Origin of the sequence: Haloferax marinum, from assembly GCF_009674625.1 — an archaeon.
GTDB lineage: Archaea > Halobacteriota > Halobacteria > Halobacteriales > Haloferacaceae > Haloferax > Haloferax marinum.
The window spans coordinates 2298058-2319832 of record NZ_WKJQ01000001.1; the positions used below are offsets into that span (position 1 = coordinate 2298058).

The 21775-nt window shown below is 57.8% G+C and carries 22 protein-coding genes and 1 pseudogene; 14 read left to right on the forward strand and 9 right to left on the reverse strand.

Annotated features, from left to right (window positions below; genetic code table 11):
• Nucleotides 1-587 precede the first annotated feature (587 nt).
• Nucleotides 588-1295: a hypothetical protein gene (locus tag GJR99_RS11590; RefSeq protein WP_151112315.1), complete on the forward strand. Its 708-nt coding sequence runs from the start codon at nt 588-590 to the stop codon at nt 1293-1295.
• 605 nt (nt 1296-1900) lie between these two features.
• Here GJR99_RS11590 and GJR99_RS11595 read toward each other — a convergent pair.
• From GJR99_RS11595 to GJR99_RS11610, 4 genes are all read right to left on the reverse strand, one after another.
• Entirely contained in the window at nt 1901-2263 is a 363-nt protein-coding gene (locus GJR99_RS11595) for a DUF7344 domain-containing protein (protein WP_154325987.1), read from the reverse strand.
• 61 nt (nt 2264-2324) lie between these two features.
• Complete coding sequence (locus GJR99_RS11600) at nt 2325-2984, reverse strand: helix-turn-helix domain-containing protein (protein ID WP_151112317.1); 660 nt, start codon at nt 2982-2984, stop codon at nt 2325-2327.
• A 388-nt stretch (nt 2985-3372) separates the two neighbouring features.
• Nucleotides 3373-4398 (reverse strand): tyrosine-type recombinase/integrase, encoded by a 1026-nt coding sequence (locus GJR99_RS11605; protein ID WP_151112319.1) that lies wholly within the window; start codon nt 4396-4398, stop codon nt 3373-3375.
• 606 nt (nt 4399-5004) lie between these two features.
• Nucleotides 5005-5343, reverse strand: a complete 339-nt coding sequence (locus GJR99_RS11610; protein WP_195759444.1) for a hypothetical protein — start codon at nt 5341-5343, stop codon at nt 5005-5007.
• Between the two features lie 131 nt (nt 5344-5474).
• Here GJR99_RS11610 and GJR99_RS11615 point away from each other — a divergent pair, with 131 nt between their 5' ends.
• The 3 genes and pseudogenes from GJR99_RS11615 to GJR99_RS17930 all read left to right on the forward strand — a co-directional run bounded on the left by GJR99_RS11615 (nt 5475) and on the right by GJR99_RS17930 (nt 7049).
• A complete protein-coding gene (locus GJR99_RS11615) occupies nt 5475-5678 on the forward strand; it encodes a hypothetical protein (RefSeq protein ID WP_151112323.1) in 204 nt (67 codons plus the stop codon).
• A gap of 152 nt (nt 5679-5830) precedes the next feature.
• Nucleotides 5831-6436: a hypothetical protein gene (locus GJR99_RS11620; protein ID WP_151112325.1), complete on the forward strand. Its 606-nt coding sequence runs from the start codon at nt 5831-5833 to the stop codon at nt 6434-6436.
• 352 nt (nt 6437-6788) lie between these two features.
• Nucleotides 6789-7049: pseudogene (locus tag GJR99_RS17930) on the forward strand (DUF7386 family protein).
• Between the two features lie 58 nt (nt 7050-7107).
• Here the strand turns inward: GJR99_RS17930 and GJR99_RS11630 are convergent.
• Nucleotides 7108-8517 carry a hypothetical protein gene (locus tag GJR99_RS11630; protein ID WP_151112327.1) on the reverse strand — a complete coding sequence of 470 codons (1410 nt, stop codon included), beginning with the start codon at nt 8515-8517 and terminating at the stop codon, nt 7108-7110.
• Between the two features lie 281 nt (nt 8518-8798).
• Between GJR99_RS11630 and GJR99_RS11635 the strand changes: the two genes are divergently transcribed.
• Entirely contained in the window at nt 8799-11018 is a 2220-nt protein-coding gene (locus GJR99_RS11635; RefSeq protein ID WP_151112329.1) for a hypothetical protein, read from the forward strand.
• A 438-nt stretch (nt 11019-11456) separates the two neighbouring features.
• Here GJR99_RS11635 and GJR99_RS11640 read toward each other — a convergent pair whose 3' ends face one another.
• Complete coding sequence (locus GJR99_RS11640; RefSeq protein ID WP_004041873.1) at nt 11457-11651, reverse strand: cold-shock protein; 195 nt, start codon at nt 11649-11651, stop codon at nt 11457-11459.
• A 253-nt stretch (nt 11652-11904) separates the two neighbouring features.
• Between GJR99_RS11640 and GJR99_RS11645 the strand changes: the two genes are divergently transcribed.
• Nucleotides 11905-12525: a class I SAM-dependent methyltransferase gene (locus GJR99_RS11645; protein WP_151112331.1), complete on the forward strand. Its 621-nt coding sequence runs from the start codon at nt 11905-11907 to the stop codon at nt 12523-12525.
• Between the two features lie 68 nt (nt 12526-12593).
• On the opposite strand, the gene GJR99_RS11650 is transcribed toward GJR99_RS11645, so the two are convergent.
• Nucleotides 12594-13310 carry a hypothetical protein gene (locus tag GJR99_RS11650; protein ID WP_151113946.1) on the reverse strand — a complete coding sequence of 239 codons (717 nt, stop codon included), beginning with the start codon at nt 13308-13310 and terminating at the stop codon, nt 12594-12596.
• Between the two features lie 117 nt (nt 13311-13427).
• On the opposite strand from GJR99_RS11650, the gene GJR99_RS11655 reads away from it, so the two are divergent.
• The 4 genes from GJR99_RS11655 to GJR99_RS11670 all read left to right on the forward strand — a co-directional run bounded on the left by GJR99_RS11655 (nt 13428) and on the right by GJR99_RS11670 (nt 16982).
• Nucleotides 13428-14159, forward strand: a complete 732-nt coding sequence (locus GJR99_RS11655) for a hypothetical protein (protein ID WP_151112333.1) — start codon at nt 13428-13430, stop codon at nt 14157-14159.
• 100 nt (nt 14160-14259) lie between these two features.
• Nucleotides 14260-15549, forward strand: coding sequence for a hypothetical protein (locus tag GJR99_RS11660; protein WP_151112335.1), 1290 nt, complete (start codon nt 14260-14262; stop codon nt 15547-15549).
• Nucleotides 15550-15598: 49 nt separating this feature from the next.
• Complete coding sequence (locus tag GJR99_RS11665) at nt 15599-16147, forward strand: NUDIX hydrolase (protein ID WP_151112337.1); 549 nt, start codon at nt 15599-15601, stop codon at nt 16145-16147.
• Between the two features lie 61 nt (nt 16148-16208).
• Nucleotides 16209-16982 (forward strand): CPBP family intramembrane glutamic endopeptidase, encoded by a 774-nt coding sequence (locus GJR99_RS11670; RefSeq protein ID WP_151112339.1) that lies wholly within the window; start codon nt 16209-16211, stop codon nt 16980-16982.
• Nucleotides 16983-17008: 26 nt separating this feature from the next.
• On the opposite strand, the gene GJR99_RS11675 is transcribed toward GJR99_RS11670, so the two are convergent.
• Nucleotides 17009-17206 (reverse strand): hypothetical protein, encoded by a 198-nt coding sequence (locus GJR99_RS11675; RefSeq protein WP_151112341.1) that lies wholly within the window; start codon nt 17204-17206, stop codon nt 17009-17011.
• 12 nt (nt 17207-17218) lie between these two features.
• Between GJR99_RS11675 and tgtA the strand changes: the two genes are divergently transcribed.
• From tgtA to GJR99_RS11695, 4 genes are all read left to right on the forward strand, one after another.
• Complete coding sequence (gene tgtA, locus GJR99_RS11680) at nt 17219-18742, forward strand: tRNA guanosine(15) transglycosylase TgtA (RefSeq protein ID WP_151112343.1); 1524 nt, start codon at nt 17219-17221, stop codon at nt 18740-18742.
• Nucleotides 18743-18894: 152 nt separating this feature from the next.
• Nucleotides 18895-19689, forward strand: a complete 795-nt coding sequence (locus GJR99_RS11685; RefSeq protein ID WP_151113947.1) for a ZIP family metal transporter — start codon at nt 18895-18897, stop codon at nt 19687-19689.
• Between the two features lie 260 nt (nt 19690-19949).
• Nucleotides 19950-20225, forward strand: a complete 276-nt coding sequence (locus tag GJR99_RS11690) for an ArsR/SmtB family transcription factor (RefSeq protein WP_151112345.1) — start codon at nt 19950-19952, stop codon at nt 20223-20225.
• A gap of 55 nt (nt 20226-20280) precedes the next feature.
• On the forward strand, nt 20281-20586 hold the full coding sequence (locus GJR99_RS11695; RefSeq protein ID WP_151112347.1) for a hypothetical protein: 306 nt from the start codon (nt 20281-20283) through the stop codon (nt 20584-20586).
• 12 nt (nt 20587-20598) lie between these two features.
• Here GJR99_RS11695 and epsC read toward each other — a convergent pair whose 3' ends face one another.
• Nucleotides 20599-21468, reverse strand: coding sequence for a serine O-acetyltransferase EpsC (epsC, locus tag GJR99_RS11700; protein WP_151112349.1), 870 nt, complete (start codon nt 21466-21468; stop codon nt 20599-20601).
• Nucleotides 21469-21775 lie beyond the last annotated feature (307 nt).

A 21775-nucleotide genomic window follows, 5' to 3' on the forward strand; every position in this document is an offset into this window, starting at 1 on the left:
TAGATGATTAGTCTCGCGTAGGCACAGGAGTATGAACGGGGAATGGTTGACCGACATGAGGTGACGTCTGGTGGTGTTTGGCTGAACGTCTCTGTATATACGTATATCCGAATATTTCGCTATGCAGATATCTAGATAGATGTCTCCACAGCTACGCGTGAAGTTGTATTCCTGCCTGCATAGATATCTACCTGCACCAGTACTCGACTACGCACCGATTCGTTTGTCGGAGTACCTGTCTACTTGTCTATCCGCCATGAAGGTGGTCGGGAACGACTGCGTGATGCATACGACACCAATCAAGTAACGGCAAGCCCATCCGGTTACCGCGAGGAAAATGGCAATAGCGGCACTCAGTCCCAGGTATTTTGAAACAGATAGCCTCCTTCTGGGAAACGCCTTGTTCAAGAATTGTGGCTCTGTTGAAGCCCTCAGAGCCCGATAGAAACAGTGTGCTGAATCTCGAGGCTGAGTTCAGTACGCGACCTTCGTATCCTTCTTGATTCTCCACTGAGCGAACTGTTCAGTATCTCCTGCGAATATGATATTGGGCTAGCATTTAGTGGTGAGGGGAATAGGTGCCGTTAATGAGACAAAGTAGATTACACTGGATAATTATCCTACTTGGAGTGGCAGTGTTTTTAGCATCAATCCCACTCGTTTTTTGGGAATTTGGACAAACAGGGTTGAATGCACTCTCGATTGTATCATCCACTCTTCTCACAATAGGACTCGTAGTATTATACTGGCAGCAGCATAGGGTTCTCCGGTATCAACAACTACCGCAGCTCGAGATAAGCGAGTTCAATATGTTCGGCAATTTTGAGATTATTCAAGTAGACATTTCAAATGTAGGAGGTGGCCCTGCAACATCAATGACATTTAGAATAGACATATATGAATTGAGCGGAGAAGGGCCACTCCAGACCACTCAAGGGAGATTGCGTAGGATTGAGTCACTCGGTGATGGGTCGGAGAAGAAGACACGAGCATCTTCAATTCGACCGTCCGAAATCAATATCAGCTTCGAGACTGAGTCTAAAGGAGCACTTGGAAGCGGGGCACGTACTCAAAACCAAAAATCGCTTGCCAGCATTGTGGCAAAAGAATTTGAGAAGGGGAGGGATGTTCTCTACGGAAAGGTTTTGATTGAGTACCATGACAAATTCTCGCAGGAGAATACGTTTGAGGCCGATTTCGCACTCAAGTTCACCAGACCTGATGAACTCGAATATGAGGTATTCGACTTTCAGCCGTGGGCAGACGATAACCAACAACCAGCCCTCGGTGGTTGATTCCCGTTCTGCACTGAGTTATCTCTCAACTTCCTAATCTGGAGTACATTCTGTACAAGATATGCGCGCTGAGTTCAGCACGTTCTCAGAAACCTCACCGAATGCTGTCAGAAGCGACGTGACACAGACAGAGGGCCTATGTATCACTTCACACGGCACGTGGAATTATCTCGAAACACGCTAGTACCGGCAGAAGTGTGCTTGATTCGCACCTGTTCGGGCAGGGAACTGTGGGTGATTGGGACGAGAACAAGTAATTCTCCCTGCTGTGTCTCCACCCACTCCTTCATAGAGTTCGAGTTCCAGCAACAAGGCGTCCACGCTCCCGATTCGAGGTGGTTCCACACGTCCACATCACCGTAATAATGACCGTCACTGCATCGATAAACTGTCCCCTCGCCTTCCGATTTAGTCATATATTCTCTCCCTCTGCATCCATCTGTGGCTGGCCGAAGTGCTGGTGAGTATGTAGCAATCGTCTCTCATTTTAATCAACCAACCTGCACTGAATCAGCCGAGTTGTACGACTGTGTACTGTTCGTCGTCTTCGTTTTCCCGAGGGAACGATTTCGTGCTGAGCGAGAATGGAGAGCGATTGATCGACATTATCGTTCCATTGGTGCGTCAAGTGAGGGGTCGGCATCGAGAATCGTAGACAGAGTTGGCTGCATCTGGTCGAGTAGCTCAGTTGGTTCTACGAACTGTCGCTCTGGGTCATAGGTTATGAGCCCTCCCGAGGCCAACTTTGGGAGGTGGACGTGATGGAGCGAGAGGCGAACCTTTGTCATCGCGTCCTCAGACGCCTCTGTACTGGTCGTCTGATGATTGTACGTGAGGACGGTCTTTGTGAGGTCGTTCAACGTCAACGACCGGTGCTCTTCTGTGAGCACCGCAAGCACGATTCGACGAGTCTGGTTCTGACACAGGCTGAGTACCGAGTTGAAGTCAATCGGTTCCTCAGTCACCATACGTAGCTATGACCCCTGTCACGTATCAGCCACACTTTTTAGTATACAACCTGTTTAAGTATCAGTCTGGTCGGACTGTGATGGTCGAGAGCGTCCTCCCGAGGACGTGCTTGATTCCGCGTCGGAGGCGGGAGGCGACTGCCTGCTGTGAGATACCGAGTTCCTCGCCGAGTTCTGCCATCGTGATCTCCCGCGGAGACTCGAAGTAGCCACGCTCGTAGGCGAGTATCAACGCCTCTTGCTGGGTGTCAGTGAGAGTGTCTTCTGTTGCACTCTCAAGCCGTGTGAGCGCGTGCAACGCCGTCAACGTGATAGGGATGTCCAGTTCTCGACAGCGTCGTTGAAAGTCTGCGATGTCGCTTTGTTGGTCGCCGCGTACCTCGAACGTCCACTGCTGGTTTGTGCCGATGGCCCCGATGAGCGGCACCTCTGTCTCCGTCAATATAGTGAGCACGTCGGCGTACTCCATCGACCACTCGACGCGTAACAGGTACTCGTCTTCAACAGAGTCAACGAGACGAATATCCTTCACGCCCGGGTGCTCGGTGAATGCGCCCTCGATGTCGTTGACTTCGGTTCCCCGTACCCAGAAGTAGGGAATCACCACGTCCCGCGCGGGGACAATTCGCTCCAGTTCGACCGTCACGTTCGGCAGTTGGTTGAACACAGTCCCCAAGGGAAATTGGTCTGACGGAACTGTGAACGTCGCCTCGGTAGCCATCGTATGTACCGTCCACGTCCAACTGTAAATGTTTGCCACTAATCAACTACCATTCTCGTGGTGCCACCGGCCCGGACGCAGTATCTCTCGCCCCGAGAATCGGTATCAGGTGCATCTTGTCCCAAACAGTGGGCTCGCTAATACGGTATTCGAGGTCGTTACCAGCTCCCTCTGTACGTAACACTGAGGCCGGGAACCTCACCTGACCGATACGCGCGCTGTATCTCGCATGGCAGTTCAAACAGTATCCTGATCTGGTAGGTTTAAATCTGGTCAGTTCGCACACCTACTTAGCGGCTGTTTCATCGATGAAGGTGTTGAACTGATAGGATCTCAACAGAGCCGTGGAAGTATACTACGAAGAAGACAGAGAGGGAGACGGTAGTGCTTAGAGGTTGTCGAGGTAGCTGCGCCGCAGATCCATCTTCTCGTACTCAGTCCGAGAGTCGTAGTGCTCGTCGATAACGTCCTTGCTAACGTTCATCCTGTCACTCACGACTTCTCCTGGGGTGTCTGTGTTCAGGTAGTGCGTGATTGCGCCTCTACGAATGCTGTGTGGTGCACTCGAGGATGGGCATTTGCTTGCGTACATTCTTCGCATCGCTTCACAGTCATCCTGTTCGCGGTCGTGAGGACAATTACCCCCGTTGTAGACACAGGTTCTTGTGACTCGATAGATGTAGGTGCGGATGATGTTCTTCGTCAACCGCCCTTGCTTGCTGGTGAACAATGGCCTCCGCCCGTAATCATCTTCCACATCGTATCGGTGCTCATCGATGTAGTCTCGGATTATGTTGCATGTGCGCGTCGAGAGCGCAACTGCACGTTCGCCACCATCCCTGTTCTTCAACGTTGTACCCGTCTCAGGACGATGGTTCAGCTCAACGTATTCGGCTCGCAAGTGTAGGTCGTCGAGGTCGACGCTGTGTGCAGCACCCATCCTGCAACCGGTCTCCCACAAGAACCGGAAAAGGGTGTGTTCGACAGAGGCGTAGTGATATTTGTCGTGGTAGGCGAGGATGGCGCTGGCTTTGTTTTCGCGTACGATGTCTTTGTCGCGCACGTTAACGCGCTCCAAGCTGGGTGATCGGACGCTGTCGGCCACGCCATCGCGCACGCCGTCAATGCTTTCGCAGAAACGGAGGAACACTCTGAGGGTGTCCATTTGAGATTTGAGCGTGACGATGTTCACTTGCTCGCTACGCCATTTTTTGAAGCGTTGGATGTCACGTCCGCCGATTTCGTTCAGGTTCTCAATCTCGTTCTTGTCGCACCAGCGTACGAAGTTGTGCAGCCGGTAACCATGGCTCTGAAGCGTTGCTTCGCTAACTTCGCTTTCGCGGTCTTGTTCGTAGATGGCAATTGCTTCTTTTGGTGCCAGCGGTTCTAGGGGTTGCTCGTTGGGTTTCGTCATGATTTTGCTCTCCGTGTGGGGTCTACGGAGGGCATGACTGCCGGGTGGTCGCTCGCGCGCACCGACTGGCCGGTAGCGCGGTATTCGCGCTGGCTCATCGTTATGTCAGTTTGCGTTTGCTTGATTGCGGGCCAGCCTGCGATGACAGTTTCCTTCGTGGAGTCGGAAGCGCAGCCGTCCAAAGGACGGCGAGAACCGATAGGCCGTAAGCTCAATGACGCGAGGCCGCAGGCCGAGTGTCATCAAAGAAGTCTGACATACGCGCAGCGTCAGCGAGCATATGTCAGTCTTCAAATAGTTCGAATCTGAGCCGGCCCATATTCTCCCCACCTTTCACAGACTACGAGCGAGAGCGAGTAGTCCGAAAGGTGTGGGAGATTTCACCCGGCAAAGATGCGAATCAGGGAACGAACAGAGTGAGTGACCGTGGTTCGAATCTGAGCCGGCCCATTTCTACCCCTTTCAACGACCTACGAGCACCGCGTAGCGTGTGTGAGTTCTGCTAAAGTGACTGTGTGGGCGACCGAAGATTCGAACGCCCGAGCGAGAGCGAGGGAAGTTCGAATCTAAGCCGAGTCATACTGTATATCCCCCTTTTTCATTTTCTCACACTTTCCAGCCACCGCCGGGGTAATCGCAGTGACGCCAGTCGAGACCGATGTTGCTACCGAGCAGGTCGGCCATGTAGTACCACTGGTCCAGTTTCTCGGCGTCTTCCTTCAGCGTCGAGAACGAGGTGTTGTCGTTCGTCGCGACTGTGAAGATGAACGCGGCCGCGGTGAGGAGCGTGGCGAGGGTGACACCGCTCCCGCCGAGGTTGAACGCCACGTCGGAGAGTGTCACGTCGAAAAGCGACCTCGATGCGATTCCAGCCATTGCCGATGCCCCGATGAACGTCGCCATGGCCGCGGCGGCGTCTTCGGGGTCGAATGCCATCTTTGACATGTTACGGCATCCGCGGCCACCCGTTCTGCAATTACACTCAGGAAATCCTGAGTGTTGGGCTACTCAATCCTCTCGAGGTTCTCACCCCGTCCGAAGGATTAAGTACAGGCGGGTGGCCGGCGGCAGTAGCGATGTTCAGAAAACTTCGAAATCACGACGGAACGCCACTGATTGCGTTGGACAAAGACGAATTAGAGATGGATGGTGTCCTCGAGGATGGTGTTGCTCCGGATGGGAAGCAGATGCACGTGCAGCGGCTTGGGGAAGGTGTGTATGTTGTTCGGGATGTGTCGGATGGAGGGATTGCAGAGTTGCCCGAATTCATTCATAGATGAATTGGAGTATGTGTATTGGGTTTCTCTGATTAGTCTATCTCAAAACAAAGACCCGAGTTCGTTGCCATCAGCGTACGAAACTGTCCAGAGTTACACTCAAACCTGTACTACTAGTGTTCTTTTTGTACGTGATGTGCGTCTATTATTAATTGATGCCTGAGATTGAAGGAGAGATACCACAGGATGTCCAAGACAGCTTGACATCTTTAGCAGAGGAACTCTATTGGGGTGGGTTAAATTACTACGATGCTCGAGATGTGATTTCTGAAAGGGCAGAAGACCTCGGCATGGAGGTTATCGGAATTAGTGATAACCGAATAGTAATCAAGCTCGGTGAGGACAGACTACCCGGTTACGAGGAGCCTTTGGTTGCGAAACTTCCGCAAAGGAAATCGTACGGCAAGGACGGGATGAAACAGAATATCGAAGAAATCGATCTATATCAGAATGGTCCGGATTGGCTTGGTGACTATTTGGCACCGATTGAGGTAGCACACCCACGTGGGTTCTGGCTTGTAATGCGGTTTGCACCAGTTCCTGATGGATCCTCAATTGAGAAAAAGAAACGAGCGCTACTGGACCACGGAATTCTGACAAACGAGATCCTTGCTATCGAGAATTGGGGAGAATGGCACGGAGACGTTTACTTAACGGACTATGGACTGGGTGTAGCAGCCTTTCTTGACGATATTGAAATCCGGGAATGGGTAGATATCGTAGATGAAGAAGATCGGCGTCGCGGCATAATATCTGATTGAATATCTGAACCACCGAAACACCCATCACGTATTGGGTGGCCGGTCTCTCCGATGCGTCGAACCAATCAATCTTCGACTAGTAGCATTGTGCAGAGGGGTCTTTCGACCAGTAGCATCGTACAGAGGGGTCTTCGACTCCGCCCCCACGGGGTTGCTCGCGAATGTATACGCCACCCCCGATGTATGCACCTTCGTCGACGTCGACGACGGTCACCGTGCATAGATTCGAACCGTTTCGACCAGGTGGCCGGCACGGTCGCGGTCATGGGTCACCTGGAGTATAAGAATAATCGACGCTCGTTCACTCGAGATGCACGCCAATCGGCCCCCCGGTGCATACGGTGATTCATAAATGACCAAGCGAACCAGCCTGATGCTCACCGACGAACGGCAACTGCTCCTCGGTCGAGCCACAGGAATCGTTGTCAGTGTTCCAGACGACGACCCGCCGATGTCGGCCGTGCCCGGTGCGGCGTTGACCCATCTGGTGGAATCAAGAGAGAACCTCTGAGGATGTTCGAGACCGCTACCCACCACAGGAAGTGAAGGATTACTGAATACCTCTGTTCTCGGACTACGGTATCAAACGAACATCGTGAGTCACTGGAGATGATTCTACGACTCTGTTAAAATTCTAAGAATCAATACTCGTCTGGATACGTTCGGTTACATCAGTGTTGGAGTGAACTTGTCAACGTGAATATGAACAACCCAGCCATGAACACTCCAATGAACCCTTCGACTTCAGCTGCCAGTCGCACAGACTCTGCATCAACAGTGAACTGACTTGATAGGACCAACGTCACAAATGACTCGATGCTGAGGATGAGATACCCTATCGTCGACCCATACGGCTCGACAGGACTGATTACGTAGAACAGGCCGGCAAACACGAGAATAATGCCAATCGAAGAGAGCACTACCCGCCGTGGAATCTGGCCATGTCCGGTCATACCACCGAGTACTAGATTTGCAACCCAACTCTCTATTGAACGGACTTTGTCGAGAACTGACTCCGCTTCTCGTGCTCGATGAGCGTGATTATGTCGATTGTAGATTTTCTCCCGTCTGAAAAAATACGAAGCCATCGAGGTTGCCCCTGAATCTCTGGCCGCTGACCGGGCTTTCTGGTAAGTGTTTTTCTTCAAAATTGGACGCATAAATTCCGGTTTTTGTTCCCAATCACTCACGTTTTCAATTTCGAACAACTTGGTTTCGCATTGTCTGATGTGGTTTTCTAGAGCAGCGAAATCGACACCATCGAGGACTGTGTTCTTGAAGCCGGTTCTATCGAAGTCGATGTGCTCAACTGAAGCAACTGAGCCTTCTTGGAGAATTATTGGGGCCTGACGAATACCTGAACTACCTTTCAAATGATAGATTGAACAGTTGTCGACCACGATCGGTTTCTCTCCGTCCAACGTCGAACAGTCATATCCGAACTGGAGAACGTCCTCGAACGTGCAGTACTGAACGCTACCGGATTCTGTGACTGGGGAGTTGACACGTACTGGCGCGTGAAACCTGGTGTCAAAGAAGTATAACTCACTTATCTTGCCGTCTTGGAACAACAGCTCACCGTGGTGTTCATATTCGGTTGCCTGAACATCTACAATATCACAATCGATGAATGACACTTTGAAATCGTAGCTTGCGTCGTCATACCAGTTTGAGAGGCGTAAGACTTCGATATCACAATTGACAAATTTCACATCATTGTACATCATGTTCTGAAATAAGGAATCATTCAGCTCTAATGTGTCAATTTTTGCATCCGCTATAATAGGGTGATCCAAAGAAAAATACTCGCGAACCGCCTCCCGTACTTGCCTCTCGTCCTTCTTTTTGGGTGAGAGATGTAGGTAGCAGTAATCTTCTCCCGGTGCGGGATCCAGTGGACAAGGCTCATCCCATTGACTCAACGTTTGTTGACAGCTGTTAGTCACATACAATGCATCGCGGAGTATTGTATAAGCGTTGGTATTTTTTCTTCTAGTCTCTTTCAACACGGTGAAAGAAAGCGGGAGATGGACCAGACCGTCCGCCCCCGAAGCAACGAGACCAAGGCGGCCTTTACGCACGTGATTGAGAGTTACGAGAGGCTTGAGGACGTTCGATACAAGCACCCTCCGAAACGTGAGGGACTACTGCAACACCTCGGTGAAGGGACGAGTTCGAGTGTCGGTGAGGGGGGACGTAATGTCTGGATTTTGTCCCCACCACTCGACAACCCCACGGCACAAAAGCTATCTGCCGCCCTCCGCTGAACCTCGTATGGCATACCCGTATCGCGTCACGAGTCCCGCAGACAGCAGTGCTGGCAAACGGTCAGTCGCCGTACTGACTGGCCAGCGGTGATGCGATGAGAGACCCCATCGTAGACCGCCGGACCGTGCTCAGTGCGCTGGCAACCGCCGGAGTCGGGTCGCTCGCGGGGTGTTCGGCCGTCCAAAGTAGCGACGACGACGACACGACTGGCGTCGAAGACGAGTTCGCCCGCGAACTCGCCGCCCAGTTCGCGCCGACCCTGTACTTCGACGAGTACGAACCGTGGTTCCCGACCGACCCGCGACCGTACGAGAGCGACCGCGACGGCGAGACCATCGTCGACGGGTTCGACGCATTCGACGGCTATCACGAGCGGAAAACGGAGACGGGCGAAGAGGCACCAGACCCGACGGTGTTCTACCACGTCGTCCAGTACGAGAACTCGCCGCTCGCCGTGGTGCAGTACTGGTTCTACTCGGTGTTCGACCAGTTCACGACGAACTTCCACTGGCACGACTGGGAAGTCCTCCACGTCTTCGTCGACGTCGACGAAGGGGACGACCCATCGACGGCCGTTCCACAACTGTACGTCGCCAGTTCGCACTCGCGGCGGGTACCGAACAACGAGTTTCTCGACCCGGACCCCGACCGAGTACCGCGCATTCTCTCGGAACTGGGGTCGCACTCGAGTGCGCTGTCGGTCAACGACAGTCTCGACCGATTCCAACGATTCGCGTCCGAGGGAACGTTCGCGGACATCACCAACAGTTCTATCGAGCGTATCGAGGACATCGCAGAGATTCCAATCGCCTATGGGCTCCCCCGCGACGAGGGCGCGACCTTACCCTACGTCGTCCCGGAGTTAGACGGCGTCCCGATATACGACGACGACCGACTCCCCTCGGTCGAACAGACCGACCTCGTCGACGAGGCGTTGACCGTCCGGTCGTTCGACGCGCTGTCGTCACCACCGACTGAAATCCCGGCGCGCGCGACTGGACTCGTCTTCGACTTCGAAGAGCGCGACGCCGATGCTGACGCCGACGCCGACACCGACGCCAACGCCGACGCCGACGCTAACACCGACGCCGACGCCAACGCCGACGCCGACGTCGCGTACGCACTCGTCCCGACGAGCGAAGTCGAACACATCACGGCGTTCACCGGACCACAACTGAGTTTCGAGTTTTCTGTGCCGGCGTTCGCTGAAGACGCAATCGCGGGCCACATCACGACCACGAGTACCCCGTGGAAGCAGTCTCGGTACCAGAACCCGGCAGCGGACATCTCCGAACCGAATCACCGACTCGCGCTGGCCGAGCGATACGAGGTCATCACCGAACCATCGACGGTCAACACCATCGTCGTACGGGTGACCGAGGCGATTACGTCCGGCGACGCGCCGGACGGTGAAGGGTTGACCACACGAGAGTCGACCGTCGAGTCGGTGTTGTTGCTGGAGAGCGACCCCGAGGCGGTGCCGACGTTCGGCGGAATCGGTGTCGTTCAGGACGTTCCAGCGGGTGACCACCGCCTCACCGTCAATGGGGCAGGTCTTGCACCGCACAGCGAGCAGGTTTCTGTGGGCGAGGCGTCCGACGGGCCGAGCGAGGTCGGTGCCGAGAACGGTCTCGTCACGGCGGGTGTCGGGGGAACGATTCCGCTCGTCGCCCGCGAGTCGGCACTCAAACTGGAAGTCGATGCCGAGGGCGCCGACAGTACGCTCACCGACCTCGGTCTCGAAGACGACTTCGCGGGGCCGTTGTACGACGCACCACTGTCGGGCCCTGACGCAGTCTACGTCCATCGGGAGGGTGCGTACACCGTCGAGGTTCGCGATACCGACGACGAGGTCGGTGCGTTCCGCGTGAATCCGGACCCTGCTGTCGACCCAGACTCGGGTGGCGTCCGAATCGACCGCCCACACACGGGGAAAGCCTCACTGGCGACGTTCATCGCGGACGTTGCAGACGAAACGGGGTCGCAGGTCGCGGCGGTGACAGACGACGACGAGGAGACGAGTAGTGACCAACGAGACGGCAGCGATGGGTCACAGAACGCCGTTCGGGGACTCACACAGGCACTCGCTGCAGTCGCCGAGGCCGCTCGCCGGGCCGCCGAACGCGCCGAAGCGGGGAACCGAGGGCAGGCAGACGAGAGTCTCGAAATCGTCTCGTCCCGACTCGAGACGGTCGCAGAGCGACTCGCAGAGGCCCAGTCTGTGCTCCCTGCTGACCTGTCGTCGGCAGCAGACCGACGACTCGAGCAGGCGCGGCGGCGCTCCGAACAAGCACAGGACGCGAACAAACTCTGAGCCACCTACCATCGCTCGCTCTCGGTATCACCGTGTCGCGGCTCTATTCCCGTCAGACTGCTGCGCTTCTTTCCCGGTCTCGAGACAGTGTCTCGGTAGGTGTACCGCGATAGACGGCTCCCCCGAAACGACTATTTCGGCTTCGCGGAGGAGAAGTGACGTGTCTCCGAAGTCGTCACCGATTCGACCGTGAAACGGCCCGGCGATAAACCGATCGCGCTGGTCGACCGTCGTCTCGAGATACTGTAATTCAGATGGTCGTCACCGACGGTACAGCGTTCTCGACGTCGCTCTGGGACACCAGAACTCGGTCTTATCGTCGAAGTAACGACTCGTCTGTCTGCCTGTCACTTCGAGACGAGTCGCGTCGCTCGCCGGTCGAGTCGCGTAAAAGTGAAAAGTATCGTTCTGCCGCGAAACGCGGCGTACTAAATTAGTTTAAAGTCGGGTGAGGTTCGTCGCGCGCGGGCCCTTGGGGGCCTGCTCGATGTCGAACTCCACGTCCGTGCCTTCTTCGAGGTCCGGGCCGCCGATGTCTTCCATGTGGAAGAACACGTCGTCGTCAGCATCGTCCGTCGAAATGAAACCGTAGCCGCCAGTGTCGTTGAAGAAATCAACGTTTCCTTTCGCCATTGCTTTTGGACAAACAGGCCCTTTACGGATAAGACTTGTGAGGGTTGTTTTGTCATGGGTACGTTTTAGTTAACATCTTATTTTGTTTTGGGCGGTACTGTAGACGTTTGTCTCCACTGCGCCACTTATCTGCGCGCTCACCTAGTGGTTCGTCAGCGATTCGGGCGAATCCTTGGGAATCAGAACTTCTATTCTGTGGAATCTGCCACCGAGCACAACGAGAGTTTACCCGTGTTCGGACCGTCCGGTAGCCGTGGATGCTAACGATGTCCGTCGCGCGTGGGAAGACCGGTCGGGAGAGTTTTCGCCAGAGTACTACGCGTACTACGGGCCGAACGAGACGAGTACTGCGATTCGCCGTCAGTTCGAAGCACGCGTAGAGACAGAAGCGGCGGTTCTCGAACTCGGGTGCGGACCGGGTCGACATCTCGCACATCTCCGTGACCACGGGTTCGAGAACCTCCACGGCATCGATATCAACGCCGACTCGTTCGAGGTGATGGCAGAGGCGTATCCTGGCCTCGCGGCCGACGGCACGTTCTACGCCGACGCGATCGAAGACGTCGTCACCGAGTTCAACGACGGCCAGTTCGACGTGACCTACTCTATCGAGACGCTCCAGCACATCCACCCCGACGACGAGTGGGTCTTCGAAGAAGTCGCACGCGCGACGAGTGAACTGTTGGTCACCGTCGAGAACGAAGGCGACGAGCGTGTCCCCCCGGACGAACGAGGTGTGAACGAACACGAGTACGACTTCCCACTCTACTACCGCGACTGGGAACGCGTCTTCACGCAGTTCGGATTCGACCAGGTCGACGTCGAGCGCGGTGAACGCGACACGTTGCGCGTCTTCGAACGACGACCGGCGTAAGTCAGCGGTTTCGTCGATAGGGACTCGGCGATTTTGCGGTGCAACGGTGTGACTCGGCTGAGACTCCGTCAGAACCCGCCGTATCGAAGGTACACCATGTCCGCGATGAGGACGAGTTGGAACAGGCCTTGCACGCCGCCGAGCTTGGCGTTCTGTTGCCCGATTGCAGAGATGACACTGGGGTCTGGGTCGTCCGAAATCATCTCGAAGTACATCCGAATCTCACCTGGCATGAGGAATCCAAAGCCCTGGACCGAGAGGATGGTGACGATGCCGAGGGCGACGACGATTGCGGGCGTCGTCATCTGGAACTGACCGATGGTCGTTGCGACCCACGCGAGCGACCCGACCGTTGCGACGACGAAGGCCAGTTGCCAGCGCCGGTCGGACCACGCGTTCAGGCGCCAGCCGAGGAGCAAGAGGATCGGAATCAGATTCACGGCCGTGAAGAGTGCGAGCCACGGTTCGGCGTGGGGGAACACGCCGAGGCGCTGTGCGAGGGTAATCCCACCAGCAATCGTGACCAGCGCCATAGACGGCAAGAAGAACGCCGTCTTCGGGGTGAGTCGCTCGAACACCGCCGCACTCTGTTCTTTCGTGAGGCCGCCGATGACCGGCCCGAGAATCGCGCCGAGAAAGAGGTCGGTCCCGGTCCAGAGGAGGCCCGCCATCACGTGAACGAAGGTGTGTTGTTGCAGCGTTCCGACGGTGAGTGCATACGCGAGTGCGACCACCGAGATGGCCACGATACCGCTAGCGAACGCTGGGTTCGCCCGCGACGCCATTCCCCCGATGGTTCCCCGGACTGTCCGTGTCTGTGTGCTCATGTGCCACACACATGTTCACCCAATGTCAACATTTCGACGGACGCGCTTATCACCCCACGAGGAGACGGGTCGATAATGACCGAGGCCCTCCCGTTCGACGTGACGAGCGTCGACGACGTCGCCGCCAACCGTGACGAAGTCGTGTCGGCAGTCCAGTCCCACGCGGGGACGATTGCGCGCGAACTCGCCATCCTGCAGGGCGGCGACTACGGACAGGAGACGTTCAAGACCCGCCGTGGAAAGTGGACGCTAAAGTACGAGGCAGGCGCGTTGCAGTATCTCCGATTCAAAGGCAAGTCGGGAGGTGAGACGTACGTCGTCTCGACCAAGCAACCACCCGAACCGAAACCGTTGGCGACGGCGATGCAGGACTATCCGGCGTTCGTCGAAGCGTACAACGACCACGTCGAGGGACTCGACGGTGTCCTCGACGACGTCCCGACCGAGTTCCCCGACGTCACCACGACAGAGACCATCGTCGCCGACCGGGACCGACTCGTCGAGACGATTCGTGAGGTTTCGAACACGATTGCGGGCGAACTCAACCGCTTCGACGGCGAGTACGGGACGTTCGCCCAACGAGTCGGTGGCACTCGATGGGAGTTGAAGTGGGATGGCCCGCAGGTGTCGTACCTCCGCGTCGGTGGCGAAGGTGGAATCTACCTGCTCTCGCAGTACGAACCCCCGTCGGCACCCGACGTTCGGGAACTCGCCGCCGAGTTCCCCGCGTTCGTGGAGGCGTACAACGACTACGTCGAGGAGTTAGAAGTAGACCTCCAGCAGATTTCGCTCGGCGACGTGGCCTGACGGAGAGTCCGCCACATATCACTGAACGGTAAATTCGTTGAAGTAAGAGACCGAAGGGGATTCCCGAACGCTTTTGTCGAGATATTGCCAAGTGATACTGATGAACAACGAGTCGGGAGGACGAACTGGTGTTTTCGTCGTTCTCCTCGGTGCTGGCATCGTCGTCGCGACGCTCGTCGTCGGCGCGGCGCTCGCCCCAGATATCGGCGTTTCGGCCGCCAGTTTTGGTGGGGCCGCACCTGAAAATCAGACACTCGTCGGTTCACAGGGTGGCGGACCAGGACTGCACAGTTACGGGAGCGTCTACCTCGTCTCGAACGACACGGTCTCGTGGCGACTCTCTGACTCGAATAGTTACTTCGACGTGACGAGACTGAGGGACGGCCGCATCCTTGCGGTGTTCGCCGATGGCGGGTACGACGACTGCGGCCCCTACGCCGCTCCGTGTTCGCGTACTGGCTATCGCATCGTCGACCCCGAACACGAGGGCGGACCGGCGACTGTCGAAGAGTGGAGCTTCCCCGTGCGGACAGTTCGGAACAGCGAAGTTCACGACGTGGAACCGCTCGACTCGGGCGAAATGCTCGTCGCCGACATGGAACACGAGCGAGTCTTTACGGTTCGAGATGGCGAGGTGACGTGGCAGTGGAACGCCTCGTCGTACTACGACGCCCCGGCGGACCCAACGAAGGTCGACTGGCTCCACATCAACGACGTGGACGTTATCGGCGAGAACCGGTATCTCGTCTCGGTTCGCAACGCGAACCAGTTACTCGTCGTCGAACGCGGGTCTGGCGTCGTCGACGTGATAAACGAAGACACCGACGGCGACGGCACGGGCGACCCCACCTTGCTGCGACATCAACACAACCCGCAGTGGTTGGGTGAGGGCGCGGTTCTCGTCGCTGACAGCGGGAACCACCGTATCGTCGAACTCCACGAGAACGAGTCCGGTGTGTGGGAAGTCGCGTGGACAGTCGAGAGTGCCAGCGGAGTGGACCTCCTCTGGCCCCGAGACGCCGACCGGTTGCCGAACGGAAACACACTCGTCACCGATTCGGCGAATCGGCGCATCCTCGAGGTCAACAGAACCGGCAGCGCCATCTGGAGTAGGGAGACCGACTACATCCCCTACGAAGCAGACCGCCTCCCGGTTGGGGAGTTGGTGGGTGCGCCTCGGTCTGATGGGTCGGAAATCGTCGCCACCGGAACTATCGACGTGCCCGTCGTCTCGCCGCTTCTCACCACCCTCCGTTCGAGTTATCCGTTGCCATACTGGTTCACCGAGGGCTACCTCGTGAGCATCCTCTTCGGACTCGGCACGATGGGTGTCGGCGTCGGACTGTTCGTCCGCGACGTGGTCAGTTGGTCACCCCGTCGCCGAGAGTGAGCGGATTCCGACCGCGACGTTTTTGCGGCCACCACCGCCACGTCTGTCCATGAGTGACGACGACCTCTCGTGGGAGACGACCGACTCCCGAATCGACTACTCGTGCCCCGGATTCGACGTTCGAATGGACGACGTGCGACTCCCCGACGGGACGGAGACGGACTTCCACTACGTGGACGAACCGCCGGCCGTCGTCGTCCTTCCGTTCACTCCCGGTGGTGAGGTGGTCGTCATCGACGAGTGGCGACAGGCAGTCGGGCGGACGAACCGTGGACTTCCTGCCGGCGGGACCGAAGACGGTGACGACGACTACGCCGCTGCCGCACGTCGAGAACTCACAGAGGAGACTGGGTACGAGGCCGAGTCGGTCGAACCGCTCGTGACCGTCGAACCCGCGAACGGTATCGCGAACTCGGTCCACCACTACTTCGTCGCCCGTGACTGCGAACCGGGCGCGGACCAGAATCTCGACTTCAACGAGAGTATCCGCCCGACGACTGTCGGATACGACGAGTTGCGACAGGCAGTCCTCGCTGGTGAGATTCGAGACGCTCGAACCGTCCTCGGTGTCCTCTACTACGAACTCGCCGACGGGTAATCGGCGAGAGTGCCTTCTGAGGCGAGAAGGGTTTTGACGGAGGCGTACCTACGATTCACCTGTGGCTACTACGACGCGACTCTCTGACTCGGTTCGGTCTCTCGTCGCCGCCCTCCTCCTCGGTGGGGGTGGCCTCCTCGTCGGGACGATACTCGTCGTCATCACCCAGTTGGCGGCCCTGAGCGCCGGCATCGAACTGACTCCGCTGTCACTCATCGTCACCTCGCTCATCCTCCTCCAAGGCATCGCCTTCGGCGGAGTCGCCCTCGGGTACGTGACGTTTCGCGGTCTCGACCGGGACTACTTCGGTATCTCGCTCCCATCACTCCGTGACCTCGCGGCAGTCATCCTCGGATACGTGACCGCGCTCGGCGCGGCGTTCGTCGGTGCACTCCTCGTCCAGACGATTGGCGTCGAAGCGGGGTCGAATCAAGTGACCGAAATCGCAGCACAGGACCCGGAGGTGCTCTTACTGCTCGTCCCGGCGTCGTTCCTCCTCATCGGTCCCGGCGAGGAACTGCTGTTCCGCGGTGTCGTCCAGAACCGCATCCGCGAGTCGTTCGGTCCGGTTCCGGGAATCATCCTCGCCAGCGCAATCTTCGCGGCGATTCACTACGTCGCACTCACTGGCGGCGCGAGTGCGCGACTCGTGACGATTGGTATCCTCTTGTTCCCGAGTCTCGTCTTCGGGACGGCGTACGAACTCACGGACAACCTCGTCGTGCCTGCACTCATCCACGGGGCGTACAACGCGACGCTGTTTACCATCGCCTACATCGCGTTCAAGTTCGCGGAGGCGAATCCTGGGAGCGTGCCGACTGGTCTCCTGTTCTGAGCAGGCAGACAGCCGTCACCCGTCGTTCAGGAGTCGATATCGAAGAACTCGGAGATGGTCCGCTCGTCGTCGCTTCCCGGTGGTGCCCCGACGAACACGTCGACGTTGTCGATGTCGGACTCGTCGACCGGTCGAATGTCGAATGACGACGCTTCGGATACATCTCCCTCGGGGTCGTCCACGAAGCCACCGCACGCGAACGCAACCCTTACCGCCGCGCTCACGGAACGCCAACCATGCGCGACCACTTCGAAATCCGCGACGGGGACCTCGCCGGCCGAATCGGCCGCTTGACCGTCCCTCGCGCGGGGGTCACCGTCGAGACACCGGCCCTCCTGCCGGTCGTCAACCCGAACATCGACACGGTATCACCTGCACGACTCGAATCCGAGTTCGGTGCGGAGATTCTCATCACGAACTCTTACATCATCAAGAAGAACGACCATCTCCGCGAGGAGGCCCTCGACGTGGGACTCCACGAGATGCTCGACTTCGACGGTGCGATTATGACCGACTCCGGGTCGTTCCAACTCGCCGAATACGGCGAAATCGACACGACGACCGAGGAGATTCTCCAGTTCCAACACGACATCGGCACGGACATCGCCACGCCAGTGGACATCCCGACGCCGCCGGACGTCGACCGTCAACAGGCCGAAGACGACCTCGAAATCACGAAACAAGCCATCGCCGACGCCGAAGCAGTCGACACGGGTGAGATGCTCGTCAACGCCCCCGTGCAGGGGTCGACCTACCCTGACCTCCGCGAGGAGGCCGGCCGACACGCGTACGAATCCGACCTCGACGTGTTCCCAGTGGGTGCGGTCGTCCCGATGATGAACGCCTACCGCTACGGCGACATGGTCGACGCCGTCGCCGCCGCGAAACGCGGCCTCGGCGTGGACGCTCCCGTCCACCTCTTCGGTGCGGGTCACCCGATGATGCTCGCGCTCGCCGTCGCACTCGGGTGTGACCTGTTCGACTCGGCCGCCTACGCGCTGTACGCCCGCGACGGCCGGTATCTGACGGTTCGGGGGACCGAACATCTCGAAGACCTCGACTATCTCCCGTGTACCTGCCCAATCTGTACCGAGTACTCGCCCGACGACCTCCGGGCGAAAGGCGACAAACGACAGGAGAAACTGCTCGCCGAACACAACCTCCACGTCACGTTCGCCGAACTCCGGCGCATCAAACAGGCAATCCGCGACGGCGACCTGATGGAACTCGTCGAAGAACGTGCCAGGTCACATCCGGCGATGCTCGACGGTTTCCGCGCGCTCCTCGACCACACCGACCAACTCGAACGCGAAGACCCCGCGTCGAAAGGCGCGTTCTTCTACGTCTCGAACGAGAGCGCGTACCGACCCGAAGTCGCCCGTCACCACGACCGAATGGACCGCCTGACCGCCGAGGGCAACGTGCTCCTGACAGAAGGCGGGATTCCGTCTGGTGACGAGTTCGACGCGGCGTGGCGTGTCGTCCCGCCGTTCGGCCCCTTCCCGCGTGCGCTCTCGGAGACGTATCCACTGACGGCAGAGGTCCCCGACCGACTCGACCGAGACGCCTACGAACAGGCCGCTCGTGGCGTCGCTCGACTGGCCGAAGAGAATCCCGACACGACGTTCACGCTCGCACACGACGACTGGCCCGAGTCGGCGCTGGACCTCGTCCCCGACTCCGTCGACGTGGAGTCACTCACCGAAGTGACCGAGATGTTGGCAGACGCCGCTGCCTCCGACGTCTCGACAGACGAGTAGACGCCTCGGGACCTGTCGCCGGTCTCGACGTGGGCGGTGTGCCGACTCCTCAGTATTAAATACGATTACGGCTGTCATATCACTCGTACGACTATGTGTGAAGACGGCGGGGACGAACCGTGGTAGCAGAGTTGTTCACCCGACTGGTTGGGATGGACCCGGTTATCCAGGGCCTCGTCGGCGGCATCGTCATCGCAGGATTCAACCTACTGGGTGCCTCGCTCGTCTTCGTCTGGCGGAACCCGTCCGAACGAGCACTGAACGGTGCGCTCGGGTTCGCGGCAGGTGTGATGCTGGCCGCGAGTTTCACGAGTCTCATCATCCCCGGAATCGAGACGTATTCGAACGGAAACCCGGTCCCAGTGCTGTTCGGGATGACACTCGGTGCGCTCTTTTTGGACCGCGCTGACGCGCTCGTCCCGCACGCTCACTATCTCCTCTCTGGCCGTCGCAGAACAGACGCCGCGAACCCGCCCGAAGAGTCACCGGTAGACGACGAAAAACTCGCCGGCGTCGTGCTGTTCATCCTCGCGATTACGCTCCACAACATGCCCGAAGGACTCGCTGTCGGCGTCGGGTTCGGCAGTGGTGACCTCTCGACGGCGATTCCGCTGATGCTCGCAATCGGCATCCAGAACGTCCCCGAGGGGCTTGCAGTGTCGGTCGCCGCTATCAACGCAGGATTGGACAGACGGTTCTACGCTGCACTCGCGGGGATTCGGTCCGGAATCGTCGAGATTCCACTCGCAGTCCTCGGGGCGTATGCTGTGTTGACAGTCTCGGCGCTGTTGCCCTACGCGATGGGGTTCGCAGCAGGCGCGATGCTGTTCGTCATCAGCGACGAAATCATCCCCGAGACCCACACGGGTGGTCTCGAACGAACCGCGACGCTAGGGACGATTCTCGGTGCAATCGTGATGCTCTACCTCGATATCTCACTCGGGTGATTCACGGAGAGCCCTCACGTTCATCGAGGAAAAACGCCGTGTTATCGGAAACTTCGCCGTGCGCTCGGAGGTGACGAAGACGACTGTCGGGAGCGTGACAGACGAAGTCAGAGAACCGGGGCGGTCTCGGTCGTCGTCGAGGTGGCCGAGTGAGTGTGCAGCGGTGTCTCTGTTCCGGTGTGTTCTGTGACCCCTGTTTTCGGTCGGTTTTCGCAGTGCCTCGTGGTTCTTTATGCGTCCCGACCGTACCAACGAAGACGATGGAGGCTGTCCTCTGGTACGTTCTCACTGGAACCCGCGGTGGTGAAAACCGGGTTCGAATCCTCCAGAGCGTCGCGGACCAGCCACGAAACGCGAATCAACTCGCCGAGTCACTCGACCTCGACTACAAGACGGTTCGGCATCACCTCGACGTGCTGCGAGACAACGACGTCGTCCAGCGGAGTGGCGACGACTACGGCGCAGTCTACCTCCCGTCAGCGCGGTGCCGAGCGAACTGGGAGACTGTCGAGACCATCCTCGAACGAATCGACTGAGTGAGGTGTGGTTTGGGAAAGCGTATATGTCAGATACGCCGAAACTAGTAGACGAATGAGTATCTGGGTCGACGTCGCACGGGTCGCCGCCGCCATCAACGTGCTGGTGTTAGCGGGCTTGTCGGCGGTCTGGGCCCGGAACTACCTGACGCTCCGGTCGAAACACGCACTCGGCCTCCTCGTATTTGGCGTGTTTCTGCTCGCAGAGAACGCACTCGCACTCTACATGTACGTCCTCGACCCGCAACTGTCGGGATGGTTCAGCACCGACGTCCCCGCGATCGCGTGGCGACTCATGATGCTGCTTCACGTCTTCGAGACGCTCGGGCTCGCGTTTCTCGCGTGGGTTACGCTCGACTAAAAATCGGGTCAGTTACTTCTTCGGCTTTCGCTCGTGTGTCGGGTGGTCAGAGATGAAGACGCTCGTGTGGTCCGGGACGTCCTCGGTCACCCACGAGTTCGCACCGATACTCACGTGGTCTCCAATCGTGACTGCGCCGAGAACCTTGCTCCCCGCGCCGATGACGACGCTGTCACCGATGTCGGGGTGGCGTTTGTAGCCCTTCTTCAGCGTGTGTTCGTCGTCTTCTTCCTCCTCGAAGTGGAGGGCACCGAGCGTCACGTCTTGATAGATTCGCGCCCAGTTTCCGATAGTCACCGTCTCGCCGATGACGGCGCCCGTCCCGTGGTCGATAAAGAAGTACTCACCAATGGTTGCGCCCGGATGGATGTCGATTCCGGTCTCCGTCTTTCCGTACTCGGTCAACTCTCGGGCGTACTCCGGTGCACCTTCCTCGTAGAAGGCGTGGGCGATGCGCTGGAGGAGTATCGCCTGAAGCCCCGGATACGACCGGATAATCTCGATGTAGCTTCGTGCGGCAGGGTCGCCTTTGTAGGCCGCTTCGACGTCTTTCTTCAGCGCCAGTCGAATCTCGGGGAGGCGTTCGAAGACAGATTCGACGATAGCCGCGGGGTCGTCGTCGGTGTACGGGGCGATACCGTCGTAGCAAAGCGACGCGAGGGTGTTCACTTCCTCACGAAGTGCTGCTGGGTCTTCGGTGAGCTCCCCGGCGTTCCAGCATCGGGGGAAGATGAGGCGTTTGAACAGGTGGACGTCGTCCCTGAGGTGGTCACGCCGAGGGAAGCTGAGGCTCGTATCCCTCGGAAACGACTCGTCGTCCTCACGGTACGACGAAAAGAGACTGAGATGCACGTCACCGGTATCGGTGTCTGATTGAGCCATGCAATACTACTAACTGAGGGCCGGGAAGTATTTATTATCAGTCTCTTCGTCCGGCGACTTTCTCGATTCGCAATAACGCGGTCTCAGACCGTTGCTCTCTGTGCACACAGCTCTCACAGCTATTCCGGCGACAGGGGAACACTGGGAAGAGATTTGGGTGAGAGTTCGGAAAATCTTCTTTTGAATACGGCACCCAGTTCGGTATGGGTGAGTGCCCGTTTTCCGTACGCCGTGTGGGTCGACGCCACCCCCGCGCGGCACCTGCCCCTACGTGGGGTTATTTTGTCGGCCCGTGTACCGTCGTCAT